This window comes from uncultured Methanospirillum sp. (assembly GCF_963668415.2).
In the GTDB taxonomy this organism is placed as follows: domain Archaea; phylum Halobacteriota; class Methanomicrobia; order Methanomicrobiales; family Methanospirillaceae; genus Methanospirillum.
The window spans coordinates 2,112,996-2,125,821 of sequence record NZ_CAXXDL010000001.1; the positions used below are offsets into that span (position 1 = coordinate 2,112,996).

Below are 12,826 nucleotides of genomic sequence, written 5' to 3' on the forward strand. Positions count from 1 at the left end.
TCCAGAAAGGATACCTTCCAGAATATATCCTCTCTGATATTATATTATGTATCAATAAAAAAGTATAGCTATTGATCATGTTTTTATTCTATGGATAACTTTACGAGTGGGATGAAGGGAAGATAGAAAACCACTGGTAGGTTTTTACAATAGGATATATGCGTAGGAAATGAGTGTGGGAGGAGGGATTCGAACCCCCGAACGCCTGCGCGATAGGACCCTAAATCCTACTCCTTTGACCTGGCTCGGATACTCCCACCTAATAATGAGATAAGAGAATAAACTGGAAATATCAGGCAGCTTCCGGAGTGCTTCCCCCGTCGAGAACCTGTCTGACCTGTGCCTGAAGTTTTTCAAACTTCTCCTGAAGTGCTTTTTCCTGTCTTTCGATTGATTTTATTCTGATCTCGAATGTCTCAACCTTTTCATTTAATTTTTCAAGCACCTGATCGCGCGGTTTTTCTATAACAACAGTTCCCACAGTCATGTAAACCGCTGCACCATCGGGAGCGTCACCGAGCTCTTCAACTGCTCTTCTCGCTTCCTGGGCAGCGAGTTCATATTGGTTTTTCTGACCCGCGACAGTCTGTAACTGCTGCTGCAGCTGCTGCAGCATATTTATCTGGTTCTGCACTTTTGGTGGAATACTGTTCATAGTGAAGTTCCCTCTGATGTTATACCTACTTTGATTTGAGTGCTGTCAATCATCTCGGATGCAACCTGTATCAATCTGAGCCATGAGTTTACTGATGCACGAAGTGCGGGAAGGTCTGCAGCGTGGATTAATATCTCAAGGCATTCATCAGATATCATCCGGCACACACCCTGTGATCTCATTCCGGTTTTTTCATCCTCTTCTTCAGGAACAACAGCCTCACAGATAATTGATGCTGAGATCGTTTCTATCCTGAATTGTGCAACGTGCATGAGTATTTTATTCTGCTTTTCCAAGTTTCAAAATACTCTGCCGGCGCTGTGGTCCATCTGCTATGAGGAGTGAAGTATCGCTTTCCTGCATTAATACCGGGTACATCCGGTTCAGTTGCTGATAAATATCCCTGTCTGATGTCACAACGCCTCTGGTCAGAACTCCTTCGCGGGTTTTGCATTCATATGAAACGATCTTCCGCTGAAGTTCAGGAGAGCTGTTATGATACCAGCGAAGCATAAGACCTCTCTCGTCCTGTGAAATGATGAAAAAAGATGAGTCATCCTCAATGAGCTCACGCATTCCCCGTTTACCCCTGGCAACATACCTGGCACCTAAGGCAAACGCGAGATCTTTTGCCACACCTCTGCTTTCAGTGGTTGAACGGCGTGATGTGGTTACAAGAGTCATCGGGCTTTCAGTTCTTTGATCGCTGCTCCTCGTTCCTTGAAGAGGATCCGGTGTCCGCAGAAAGGACAGCGGACATTAATATCGATCTCGACCTTCTGTTTACACCGGGCGCACTTATATGAGCCTGGCATGGGGGGATTATCCCTCCTTTACCGTGCGTTCAATTGCGCGAAGTGCGATCTTCAGGTTTGGAGTAACCGGAACATATGCGCCTCCGGCATATTTGAACTGGCACTTCTTACATTCCCAGATTCCGGTTCCGACTCTTTTTACAGTAATATTGTCGCACCGTGGGCATGTGTGAGCAGCTTTTGAAATAACTTCAATTTCTCGAACGCGTTTGCGGATAAATCTTCCATATCGTGGGCCAAAGCGACCAGTTGATCCGGAAACCCTTCCTTTGGCCTTTGTCTTGACACTACCCATATAAGATACCTCTATCGAATGTCCTTTCTAATCTGTTCTAGTTCCACTTATAGTTACTTGACAAGTTTCGTTTCTGCTTCTCCGCGGCTGATCTTGTTGATCAGATCATAGAATTCGTTCTGAATTCCTGCGGGGATGGTTACAACACAGATCCATGAGCCGTCTTTCTGCCACTCCTGCTGATCGATGGTGGCAGCAGACTGGATCTCGCCATAGGCCCGGGGTGCATAATCGGCAGGGATATGGACTGCTACCTTGATCTCCTCAAATTTAATTGGAATGAGAGGCCGAAGCAGTTTCATCGTATCCTTCACGAGTTCTTCCAGGCTGCGGAAAGGATCGATATTCACTTTTGCCTCTTCCATGGCCATCTCAATTCTCTGGGGTGGATGCGGGTGACCTGTCTGTGGGTTGATAGCGTTTCGTGCAATGAAGAATACGACCTGCTTACGCTTCTCTACAATCATTGCCCGTCGCTGTTCTGCGGTAAGATGAATCTCTCCTTTCAGGATGATCTTTGTTGCAATCTCCTGGAAAGAGGTGGTCCCGAATACTTTCTTCAGACCTTCATCTGATGCTTTCTCTGCCTGTGATGCGTTCTCAAAGATGTAGAGGGCAGCAACTGCATCCTCAATATCGATTGATTCGCCATGGCGGATTTTTGCGGCAATATCTGGATCTACCAGAATTTCAAACCGTTCACCATGACTCTCGATTCTGGCAACCACTGCATGATCTAGTGGTATCATCTCTCATCCCCTCACATCACCGCGTTACGCGGGCTGATCGATGTATGTTGCGACCTCTTCCCTGGTCATCTTTCTAAAGATGCCTTCACTTCGGGAGATCACTCCGATCTCAACCGTTGAGACATCAAATTTCCCTTCAGTAGCCTCGTGAAGTGCTTTCAGTCCGAGTTTAATGGCATCATCGAGAGAACATTCATGGGTATACTCTTCTTCAAAGAGTTTCATTACAGCCGGCCTTCCGGTTCCTATCCCTGTTGCTTTGTACTCAAGGAGTGTGCCACTGGGATCGGTTTCGAACAGTCTGAACTGACCATCAGAGATTCCCGTTATCAGGAGAGCTGTTCCATACGGTCTGGCTCCTCCAAACTGGGTGTAGGTCTGCATGTGATCCCCGAGTTTCTTTGAGAGAGTCTCCACATCAATGGGCTCGTCATATGAGATCCGGTTAATCTGTGCCTCGACCCGTGCCCTGTCAACCAAAGCACGCGCATCACCGACCAGACCAGATGAGGCCACTCCGATATGTTCGTCAATTCTGAAGATCTTCTCAATAGAATTTGCTTCAAGGAGGCGGGAGTTGATTCGCTTGTCTACTATCAGAACCACTCCATCCTGACATTTGATTCCTACGGCAGTGGTCCCCCTTTTAACCGCTTCACGGGCATACTCTACCTGATATAGGCGCCCGTCAGGACTGAAGACGGTTATCGCACGATCATATGCAGCTTGGTTATTATTCATCATAGTGCAGGTCCTCGATATCCTCTTCTGTTATATAGAGGGGTATATTAGGATTAATGCCCTTCTCCTTCAGATCGATCCTGTTGTCTGTTCGAATTTCAGCAGAGAACCATTCGCCGTTAATTTTCACTTTGCCAGGGCGGGATGAGAAATTTCTCTTGTGAATCTCTTCTCTGATCGTCCTGATTGTTCCCGATGTCTTCACCGGATGTACTGCTGCCGCTGATCCTTTTACTGTTGTAATGGTGGCAAGTGCAGCCTCTACTTTCTGTTCATACCCTCTTCTGAATCTGATAATGGTGTATGGGATTTTGTACTCCATTACTGCTACCCAGGCACATGATGCGTGAATCTCACCAAAAAGTGAACCAAATGTGTCAGAAATTGCCAGGTAGATATCTTTAGCATCAATCTGTTCTGCAGATACAACTCTGGTGAGGATATATCGATAATTCTCCCGCATTGAGGGTCTGAGCCTCATTCGGATATCTCCTGTACTGCTTTATGGGTTTCAAGAAGGCCAGGCACTGATGCAAAGGATCTGGCGATGAGATCCTTGTCCATTCCAACCTCTTTGAGAAGTGCCGTAACTGCCCGGCTGTTTCTTATTTCAAAGACTGTCTGTGCACCGCTGGAGATTGTGACTGGAAATTCATACCTGTTCTGCAGGAGAAGGATTTCCTCATACGCTCGTATCACTCGTTCTCTTGGGACTCCTCTCAGTTCCCAGAGTGGTCTGACTCTGATGTCAATGGCGATATTCCGTTCAACCGCTAATTGTCCGCAAAAGCGGTCGAAAGCATTTTTCGGGGCACTCTGCAGATCACAAAGGGTATGGATTCCTGGAAGGGTTAAAAGAGAACGATTGAGCCCGTTTTCTCCAGCCTGTACCATGCAATACTTGCCTTTTTCGGCAGGATCCTGGATCTCTTTCTGGAGATTTCTGATGTTAGTTCCTCTGATGTACCTGGCAGGAATAATCTGGAAATCATCGAATGGTACCTTCTCATCCCTGATGCCACAGGCAACCATTCCGGTATATCCGATCTCTTTCAGTTCCCTTATGGCACGACTGACTGAGTAGGAACCTGATTGAAATAAAAAAGAACAGCCGTCAATACGCTGCATTCCAAAAAAAATTATTTGGCCCGGTTGGCATTGGACCTTACACTTGGGCGGCACTTTTCGGTACCGATTCCACGCTTGCCCATACCACGGCCTTTCATACCTGCACTGGTCTTTCCACGCTCAGCACGACCGCGGTGTCCGGTCTGACTGATCCAGCTGAGATTGGAGTCATTGATAACCGACGGGTGGTGTGGGTCTACTAAAATAACTTCATACCACTTCTGCTTACCGTCTTCACCAACCCAGTATGAGTTCAGTGCTTCCATGTTCGGGTATTTTCTGCTTGCACGCTCTTCTGCGATCCGCTGAATACTCTTACCCATGGTGCGCTTGTTGATGCCCATCCGTGCAGTTCTCCGGGCCCGGACATACCGGGATGCCCTTCTTCCACCACGACGGACTTTTACACGGACGACAACAATTCCTTGTTTTGCCTTGTATCCGAGTGAACGTGCACGGTCAATTCTTGTTGGCCGGAGGACACGTACTACGCTGCCTTCCCGGCGCCATACCTGCATACGTTCCCAGAGGAGTGCACGAACTCCGGACTTTGCCGGAACCTTCCATGCATCCCTGACATATGCATACATCGATTTTGCCATGATCTCTCCAAAGGTTCAGCCTGATATCAGGCCACATTCCTAAACAGGACTAATCCCGTGTTCCTTACTTTATGGGGAGCGCTGCTATTTATTGCCGTACCCTTATGGCTGGTGCCCTTTTCGTTTCTCTTCTACTATGATGTCGCTGATCCGGGTGACCGGATACTGTCCGTTCTCGTCTTTTTCTGCCGATTTCACCATATCCCATATTGTGAGGAGTGCAGTGCTGGCTCCGACCAGGGCCTCCATCTCAACACCTGTCTTTCCGCTTGAGATCACCTTTACGCGCGCTGTGATGGATCTCTCATCCTGTTCAAATTCGATATCAATCCCATGCACCGGGATATTATGACACATCGGAATCATCCGGGAGGTATCTTTTACTGCCAGTGTTGCGGCTACCCGTGCGGTTGCCAGGACATTACCCTTAATAGTTGTTCCATCTGCGATCGCCTTCAGTGTCTCCGGGCGAAGGATGATAACTCCTGAAGCGACCGCCTCACGGTTTACTTCGTTTTTTGATGAAACATCAACCATACGGGCGCGATCATCTGTAATATGTGTGAACTCTGTCATGTGTGCCCCAGTGTTGTATGTCTGTACAGAATTTGAGGGATGACCGGGAGAAGATCCTGTGCGGTAAGTCCGTACCCCATCTGCTCTGTAATAATTTCTCCTGCAGAACCGGTCACATAGGCTCCGATGCATGCTGCATCAAATGCGGGGATCACTGCAAACAGTGCCCCACACACTCCTGCCAGGATGTCTCCGGTCCCTCCTACTGTCATCGCAGGTGTACCTGTTCGGTTAAATCTGATCTCTTCTCCATCTGATATGACATCGACTTCTCCTTTGAGGAGAACTGTGCCATCAGTTGCTGCATTCCTGACAACATCAGCCCTGGTATGGATCTCTGTACCCGGGTTTTTCCCGGTAATCCTCGCAAACTCGCCTGCATGGGGGGTGTATATCGTCTCTTTTGCAACCGGGAGAGGCAGGCGGAGGGCATCGGCATCAAAAACTGCTTTTCTGCAGTACGGGGCAATTGCACTGACTACCTGGTGTGAATCAGGACCAAGCCCCATACCGCAGACGACCACATCAGCCCTCTCGCACAAACCGGCGAGACTGTCAATATCATCTTCTGATATCTGCTCTCTTTTTGTTGGTACGTGAATAAGATCCGGGAACTGGAGATACGAGGGAGATGCTACGCGGACGATATCTGCTCCTGCCCGAAGGGCTGCCATTCCTGTGAGATATGGTGCTCCCTGGTATGGTCCTCCCCCGATGACAAGAAGTGATCCTCCGATCCCTTTATGCGCGGACGACCTCCGATCAGGTATGAGGAGCAGATCCCCCGGCCCGGTGCAGATCTCTGCGAGAACCGGAATACCAATATCAACAGTTTCTGAACCTTCTGACTTTGCCCGGTGGAATGAACAGATTACGGTTGGTATGATCCCCGGGGTGGGCATGTCTGCAGATATTATTGGCAATTTTGTTTCATTGGCGAGGTATACGCAACTCTTATAGGGTTCTTTTAGGTCCCCTGCCACACCGGTTCCGAGCAGTGCATCAACTATCAGATCTGATTGTGAAAAGAGATGTTCCCTAGTGAGAAGATCGTCTTTGCACCGCATTGGGAAGAGTTTCACTGCGCAATTCTGGAGAACGGACAACTGTGTTCTACAGGCAGGGGACATCTTCGGACTGTCATAATAGAGGATGGTAACCTCGGTCTCTCTCGTGAGAAGACGTGCAGCAACCATGCCATCTCCTCCATTATTTCCTGAGCCACAGAGGATAAGAACAGATGTCGGGTGGTACCGGCGGACAACATCTGCGAGAGCATGCCCGGCACTCTCCATCAATTGCAGATCGCTGACTCCAAGAACCCTTGCGTTTGCATCTATCACCCTCATCCTTTCAGGGGTGATGATCTGCTGATTCAGATATTTCCTGATCTGGTGCGAATCTTCCCAAAATCTCATCATTTGACCTTAAGACCCTCACTTATTATTTGGGGTATTTGAGCACCTCTGCCTTCAGTAGTAGATGATTCAATTCCTGTTGGTTGTCACCTTACTCTCACACAGGTACTCATTCTTCTCTGCTCAAGTCCCATATCATACATTAAATGAGTCTTGATAAGGATGTGCGGTCTGCTGCTGAAACAATTCTTTCATGTAAATCAGCAACTGTCATCTCTCATATCGATGCTGATGGTATATCCAGCGAGTCCATCCTTTCACAGGCGATTTCGCGTGCAGGGATCCCTGTCAGGAGTGTCTATCTCAGACAACTGGATCCCCTCACCCTTCATGAGATTCCCGGGGATAACTCGCTCAAGATCTTTTCTGACTTTGGTTCAGGTCAACAGACAATGCTCCAGGAGAAGGGGATTCATCCAGATAATGTTGTCATCATCGATCATCATGTAAGCCAGCCCGCTGATACGGGGTATCTGGAGGTTAACTGCCTCCTGCACGGGCATGAAAAGATGAGTGCCGCCGGAGTCGCCTATCTGGTTGCTCGTGAGATGGATGAGATCAATTGCGATCTTGCAAAACTGGCAGTGGTCGGCAATATCGGCGACATGATGGATCGGGAGAACCTGAAATTATCAGGTCCTGCACGTGAGATCATGGCCGATGGGGTGGGCTATGGTAATGTCGAGGTCTGGGAACATGATCTCAATATATACGGAATATCTACAAGGCCCCTTCCGAATGCACTTGCATACTCTGACGACATAGACATTCCCGGAGTATCCCACGATCCCGATGGTGCAAGGCGTTTCCTTGAAAGGATAGGTATCAAACCAGTTTCCGCAAACCGGTGGCCGGTATGGGAATCACTCACATTAGAGGAGAAACAGACTGTTGTCTGTTCTATTATTGATCAGATGATGGCTTTTGGGAAGAGTCTGGATCGGCTGTTTGCAGATCATTATCTCTTTCCTGATGAGAATATAATCCAGGCGACTCTCCGGAATGCATCAGAATATGCGACCCTCCTGAACTCATGCGGAAGATGGAAGAGGCCGGAACTCGGAGGAGCAATCTGCCGTGGGGATCGGGTGGTGGCATACCGTGAAGCTGAACAGATGCTGAGAAATCACCGGAACAAGATCAGGGAAGTGATGGAGTATATCACCGACAACGGAGTCTCTGAGCTTTCTCATCTGCTTTATATCCATGTCGGTGACCGGTTCCCTGATACCATTGTTGGTATTGGTGCGGGGATGTCACTTTCGCGTCTTAATCCTGAAAAACCAATTTTAATCATGTGCGAGGACTCTCTTGATCCGTCCAAAACCAAGATCTCGATGCGGACCAAGCCTGAAGTCGTGGATAAAGGGGTTGATCTTCAGAAAGCCCTCTGTGTGGCATGTGAACGGGTTGACGGTTCTTCGGGAGGCGGTCATCGGATTGCTGCAGGGGCATTTATTCCCCGTGATGCTGAACAAGAGTTTATCGAAGATGTCAACCGAATAATTAAGCAGCAATATGCTCAAAAGAGTTCAGATTCTTGCTGACTATCAGTTTGGAAAGGGTATCGGAGTTCAGTTATTTCCGCAAACCAGCCGCTTTATCACCTCCAGAAGGGGTGGTGTCAGGCAGGTTATGCTTGATGGCCGCCGGCTTGCCACTCTTCGTGCTCATGACGGGCGGCTTACTTTAGGTCTTTTAGGGGCTGAACGGCTTGCACAGGTTCTGGATTCTTCCCGGAACCGGGTGATAGTCCGTGATGACGTCTGCCCGTACATTGCTATTGGGAAGAGCGTTTTTGCAAAACATGTGACTCAAGCGTCTTCTGATATCCAGGCCGGAGATGAGGTTCTTGTGCTCTCTGGTGACGGGACTCTCCAGGCCGTTGGGGATGCAATGATATCAGGGGATGAGATGGTTCTGTCAGATTGTGGTGTAGCAGTATCTGTGCGAAAAGGAAAAGATCAGGAGGATAAGGAATGATACCAGGAATGAACCCCAGAAAGATGAAACAGGTAATGAAACAGCTCGGTATGGATGTCCGCCCGGTTGAGGATGTCCTGGAGATTGTGGTCACAACCCCTAAAGGGCGATATGTTTTTGATCAGGCTGAAGTTGCCATAATGAAAATGCAGGGTGTTACCACCTGGCAGATAACGGGAGAGCCCCGGTTTGAAGATGCAGTGTTGGAAATTCCTGATGATGATGCATCGCTGGTTGCCGAGCAGGCACATGTCCCGATGGATACTGCCAGGGCAGCCCTTGAAGCATCGAAGGGTGACATTGCTGATGCTATTTTGAAGTTAGCCGGAAATAGTGAATGATCGGGTTATCTGATCGGGTTATCATCTCCTGTAATGGGAAGTCCTGGTTTGTGCGAGCGTCAGATGGGAAGCTTGGGACTGATCTCGGTCTTGTAGATCTGGGGCAACTTGTGGGAAAGGAGCCGGGGGATGTCATCCACACACATTCGGGAAAAGAGTTCCTGATCCGGCTTCCCCGCTCAACCGACTTTTTTGAGTATGCAAAAAGAAGCACGGCTCCCATGCTGCCTCGTGATATTGGTCTTGTGATTGGCCTGACCGGCATGAACAAGCATGATCATGTTCTGGATGCCGGCACTGGGAGTGGTATTTCGGCAATCTTTTTTGCTGGAGTAGCGGCCCATGTTACATCATATGAACGAAGGGCAGAATCAGCCGAACAGGCCCGAATGACCATCAGTGAAGCAGGGATACAGAACCTTGAGATAATCAACGGGGATATTCTGAAAGAGGCACGGATGTATGATGTGGTTCATCTGGATCTCGGGCTCACTCATGATCATATAATTCATGCCCATTCTGTCCTCAAACCGGGTGGATACCTTGCGTGTTACACTCCATTTTTTGAACAGATGGCCCTGGCATATGATGGTTCGAAAGGCATGTTTGGTGAGTGTGCTTCGTACGAATGCATTATGCGTGATATGGACCGTGGTGAACGAGGAACAAGGCCTTCAACCCGTGTCTGCCACAGTGGGTACATCACGATTATGCGGAAGTGATCCTCTGTACCTCTTTTATTTTTCAATTTGAGTTTTGAATGTGCCTCTTTTTGGTAAATCATAAAACTCAGAAAATATATAACTCGTTACTGACAACGTGTCTACGTTGATGCTGAGAGTATCAGCATGAAATGTAGGAGGAAATAAATGAAGTTCGTATTTGCAGCAATTGTTGCACTGGTTGCCCTTGTGGCAGTTACCGGGTTTGCAGCAGCAGACCGTCTGCCCAACGCAACCCCAGAGAACCAGGTATTCTCTATTGACACCGTCATCGATGCAACTGGTGCAGTCGACGACAAGACCACCATGTCCTGGGTCATTGCAGGTCCAGGTGCAATTCCAACCGGAATTCTGAAGGCAGGCCAGACAATCGCTGACGTCACCTTTAAGGATGCAATCCTCACCAACGGTGGAAAGCTCGCTGAAAACAAGAACTTTGATTTCAGCTCCAAGAACATGGGAAGCGGCCTCTACAACATTGAGCAGCAGAAGGTCCTGACCTACGCCAGCACCGAAGGTGCACACCTTGTTGGCGAAGAGGAGTACACTCTCTCAGTTGCAGGTAACTACGCAAATGCAGTAGACAACATCCGCTGTGTCTTCTCAACCAACCACGGCAGTGTTCTCCCAGCATTCTGCAACATCGTCTCTGCAAAGAGCAGCCTTGTTAACGTGAACAGCGCACAGGTTTCAACCAAGGGCCAGATCCGTGCAGTCGCCGAGACCGGTGATGTGCCAGCAGGCCTGAACTACCAGATCGCTGTTACCCCTGATGCAAACTCCGGAAGCGGCTTTGCAGAGGGTACTGTCTCAACCGTCTTCGCAGGCTCCATCATGGAAGCCCGTGACGGTGGCGACGCCAACTATGCACTGAGCTCAGGCGCAACCTGGAACAAGACCTCTGCAACCAACACCTGGAAAGATTCTACCACAGTGACCGGTGGAATCAAGACCATGCAGAAGGCCTTCACATACAGCTCCGGATTCAGAGTATAACTCTGATACCCAATAATTTCCCTTTTGGGATTTCTTTTTTTAGTGCTTCGCGGTAAATTCAAACTGCGTTTTGTTTTGGCTTTTGTTTTGCGAATGGGATTTTATTTGTGATTTTTTCTGGAACAATTTCTTTAAGAAACTACTTATAATTCAGGTCATAATGTATCCTCATATGCCTGGTTTTCCAGGTATGGTAGTGGGGAACTATTGTGAAATATAGAACAGTTGTATGTGCTGTGTTGGTGGTTTTTTTCGCCATGATCGGTTATGCCGCGGGTGATCGGCTTCCCAACCAGACACCGGAAAATCAGGTGTTCTCAATCGATACTGTGATTGATGTTACTGGTTTTGTATCTGACAACACCATGTTGTCATGGGTTATTGCCTCGCCTGGAGCGATCCCAACAGGTATTCTGGGTGCCTCCCAATCGATTGCAGATATTACCTATCGTGATTCGATCATGACAAATGGTGGTAAACTCAGTATGAACAAGAACTTTGACTTCAGTTCGAAGGATCAGTCCAGTGGTCTGTACAATGTTGAAGCACAGAAAGTTCTGACATATGCCAGTACCGAAGGTGCACACCTTGTTGGTGAAGAAGAGTATACCCTCTCGGTAGCAGGTAATTATGCTTCAGGAGATGGCAACATCAGATGTGTCTTCTCAACAAGTGCGAACGATGCCCTCCCGGCCTTCTGTAATATTGTATCAGCTAAGAGCAGCCTCATCAACGTAAACAGTGCTCAAATATCTACTAAAGGCCAGATTCGGGCAGTTGCTTCTGATGCAGGGGTGCCTGCCGGTCTGAACTATCAGATTGCTGTAACTCCTGATTCCAATTCTGGAAGTGGGTACGCTGAAGGAACAGTCAAGACTGTTTTCGCAGGCAGCATCATGGAAGCACGTGATGGTGGCGATGATAACTATAATTCAGCAACTGCAACCTGGAACAAGACCGCGGCAACCAATACCTGGAAAGATTCGACAATGGTAACTGGAGGAATTAAGAACTTCCAGAAGGCTTTTGCATATCAATCCGGATTCAGGGTTTAAATTTAATAATCCTGGTTTTTCTTTTTATAGTGTGATTCCTCCCGATTTTGAAGCAATGGTTAACAGAGAGTGTGTATTTCTGAAAGAAATTTCTCTCTAAAATGGATTGTTCCGGTTTTTCTCTTTAAAGAATAGTAAGATTAAATACCATATCCATCAATTTTATATGAGGAATCCTGATATGAAGCGTATGAGTATGGTGATGGTTTCGGGTGTAATAATCGCCCTATTAGTTGGCATTGTGGGAGTATCCTTTGCCGATGATGTGTTATACCCGACTAGCATGCAGCCGAGTCAAAAGTTCAACTCAAGTGATGTCAAGAGCATGCAGCCGAGTGAGAAGTTCAACTCAAGTGATGTCAAGAGTATGCAGCCGAGTGAGAAGTTCAACTCAAGTGATGTCAAGAGTATGCAGCCGAGTGAGAAGTTCAACTCAAGTGATGTCAAGAGTATGCAGCCGAGTGAGAAGTTCAACTCAAGTGATGTCAAGAGCATGCAGCCGAGTGAGAAGTTCAACTCAAGTGATGTCAAGAGCATGCAGCCGAGTGAGAAGTTCAACTCAAGTGATGTCAAGAGCATGCAGCCGAGTGAGAAGTTCAACTCAAGTGATGTCAAGAGCATGCAGCCGAGTGAGAAGTTTAACTCAAGCGATGTCAAGAGTATGCAGCCCTCTACCTCATTGTTTAAGTATTCATAAATCTGTGATTGATACTTTCTAACTCTTTTTTCAGTACCTTATTGCAGTTCCAG

At 47.8% G+C, this 12,826-nt stretch carries 19 protein-coding genes and 1 tRNA gene; 7 read left to right on the plus strand and 13 right to left on the minus strand.

The features are described from left to right. Positions 1-174: 174 nt before the first annotated feature. From ACHZA2_RS09765 to ACHZA2_RS09825, 13 genes are all read right to left on the minus strand, one after another. Positions 175-259: transfer RNA gene (locus tag ACHZA2_RS09765), tRNA-Leu, on the minus strand. Positions 260-292: 33 nt separating this feature from the next. Continuing rightward, positions 293-655: a prefoldin subunit beta gene (locus tag ACHZA2_RS09770; RefSeq protein ID WP_319538977.1), complete on the minus strand. Its 363-nt coding sequence runs from the start codon at positions 653-655 to the stop codon at positions 293-295. Next, positions 652-927: a KEOPS complex subunit Pcc1 gene (locus ACHZA2_RS09775; RefSeq protein WP_319579564.1), complete on the minus strand. Its 276-nt coding sequence runs from the start codon at positions 925-927 to the stop codon at positions 652-654. Before ACHZA2_RS09775 ends, ACHZA2_RS09770 begins: the two co-directional genes overlap by 4 nt. 7 nt (positions 928-934) lie before the next feature. After that, positions 935-1,339 carry a hypothetical protein gene (locus ACHZA2_RS09780; RefSeq protein ID WP_319579565.1) on the minus strand — a complete coding sequence of 135 codons (405 nt, stop codon included), beginning with the start codon at positions 1,337-1,339 and terminating at the stop codon, positions 935-937. Beyond that, complete coding sequence (locus ACHZA2_RS09785; RefSeq protein ID WP_109940869.1) at positions 1,336-1,470, minus strand: DNA-directed RNA polymerase subunit P; 135 nt, start codon at positions 1,468-1,470, stop codon at positions 1,336-1,338. Before ACHZA2_RS09785 ends, ACHZA2_RS09780 begins: the two co-directional genes overlap by 4 nt. A gap of 7 nt (positions 1,471-1,477) precedes the next feature. Beyond that, the gene (locus ACHZA2_RS09790) at positions 1,478-1,765 is read right to left on the minus strand and encodes a 50S ribosomal protein L37ae (RefSeq protein ID WP_319538974.1); all 288 of its coding nucleotides are present in this window, start codon (positions 1,763-1,765) and stop codon (positions 1,478-1,480) included. Positions 1,766-1,818: 53 nt separating this feature from the next. Further along, positions 1,819-2,514 (minus strand): ribosome assembly factor SBDS, encoded by a 696-nt coding sequence (locus ACHZA2_RS09795; protein WP_319538973.1) that lies wholly within the window; start codon positions 2,512-2,514, stop codon positions 1,819-1,821. A 24-nt stretch (positions 2,515-2,538) separates the two neighbouring features. After that, complete coding sequence (gene psmA / locus ACHZA2_RS09800; protein WP_319538972.1) at positions 2,539-3,258, minus strand: archaeal proteasome endopeptidase complex subunit alpha; 720 nt, start codon at positions 3,256-3,258, stop codon at positions 2,539-2,541. Next, a complete protein-coding gene (locus ACHZA2_RS09805; protein ID WP_319579566.1) occupies positions 3,248-3,736 on the minus strand; it encodes an Rpp14/Pop5 family protein in 489 nt (162 codons plus the stop codon). The genes psmA and ACHZA2_RS09805 overlap by 11 nt, the downstream gene beginning before the upstream one ends. Then, positions 3,733-4,383, minus strand: a complete 651-nt coding sequence (locus ACHZA2_RS09810) for an RNase P subunit p30 family protein (protein WP_319579567.1) — start codon at positions 4,381-4,383, stop codon at positions 3,733-3,735. Before ACHZA2_RS09810 ends, ACHZA2_RS09805 begins: the two co-directional genes overlap by 4 nt. Before the next feature lie 11 nt (positions 4,384-4,394). Then, positions 4,395-4,985 carry a 50S ribosomal protein L15e gene (locus ACHZA2_RS09815; RefSeq protein WP_319538969.1) on the minus strand — a complete coding sequence of 197 codons (591 nt, stop codon included), beginning with the start codon at positions 4,983-4,985 and terminating at the stop codon, positions 4,395-4,397. Between the two features lie 102 nt (positions 4,986-5,087). After that, on the minus strand, positions 5,088-5,561 hold the full coding sequence (moaC, locus tag ACHZA2_RS09820; RefSeq protein ID WP_319538968.1) for a cyclic pyranopterin monophosphate synthase MoaC: 474 nt from the start codon (positions 5,559-5,561) through the stop codon (positions 5,088-5,090). Then, positions 5,558-6,982 (minus strand): NAD(P)H-hydrate dehydratase, encoded by a 1,425-nt coding sequence (locus ACHZA2_RS09825; protein WP_319579568.1) that lies wholly within the window; start codon positions 6,980-6,982, stop codon positions 5,558-5,560. The genes moaC and ACHZA2_RS09825 overlap by 4 nt, the downstream gene beginning before the upstream one ends. A gap of 143 nt (positions 6,983-7,125) precedes the next feature. On the opposite strand from ACHZA2_RS09825, the gene ACHZA2_RS09830 reads away from it, so the two are divergent. From ACHZA2_RS09830 to ACHZA2_RS09860, 7 genes are all read left to right on the plus strand, one after another. After that, positions 7,126-8,526: a DHH family phosphoesterase gene (locus ACHZA2_RS09830; RefSeq protein ID WP_319579569.1), complete on the plus strand. Its 1,401-nt coding sequence runs from the start codon at positions 7,126-7,128 to the stop codon at positions 8,524-8,526. Next, complete coding sequence (locus ACHZA2_RS09835; protein ID WP_319538965.1) at positions 8,498-8,962, plus strand: PUA domain-containing protein; 465 nt, start codon at positions 8,498-8,500, stop codon at positions 8,960-8,962. Before ACHZA2_RS09830 ends, ACHZA2_RS09835 begins: the two co-directional genes overlap by 29 nt. Positions 8,963-8,985: 23 nt before the next feature. Beyond that, positions 8,986-9,303, plus strand: a complete 318-nt coding sequence (locus tag ACHZA2_RS09840; protein ID WP_394698544.1) for a nascent polypeptide-associated complex protein — start codon at positions 8,986-8,988, stop codon at positions 9,301-9,303. Further along, the gene (locus ACHZA2_RS09845; RefSeq protein WP_319579571.1) at positions 9,300-10,025 is read left to right on the plus strand and encodes a methyltransferase domain-containing protein; all 726 of its coding nucleotides are present in this window, start codon (positions 9,300-9,302) and stop codon (positions 10,023-10,025) included. Before ACHZA2_RS09840 ends, ACHZA2_RS09845 begins: the two co-directional genes overlap by 4 nt. A 147-nt stretch (positions 10,026-10,172) precedes the next feature. Further along, positions 10,173-11,021: a hypothetical protein gene (locus ACHZA2_RS09850; RefSeq protein ID WP_319579572.1), complete on the plus strand. Its 849-nt coding sequence runs from the start codon at positions 10,173-10,175 to the stop codon at positions 11,019-11,021. Between the two features lie 257 nt (positions 11,022-11,278). Then, the gene (locus ACHZA2_RS09855; RefSeq protein WP_319579573.1) at positions 11,279-12,076 is read left to right on the plus strand and encodes a hypothetical protein; all 798 of its coding nucleotides are present in this window, start codon (positions 11,279-11,281) and stop codon (positions 12,074-12,076) included. 181 nt (positions 12,077-12,257) lie between these two features. Then, positions 12,258-12,773, plus strand: a complete 516-nt coding sequence (locus ACHZA2_RS09860; protein ID WP_319579574.1) for a hypothetical protein — start codon at positions 12,258-12,260, stop codon at positions 12,771-12,773. Positions 12,774-12,826: the final 53 nt, after the last annotated feature.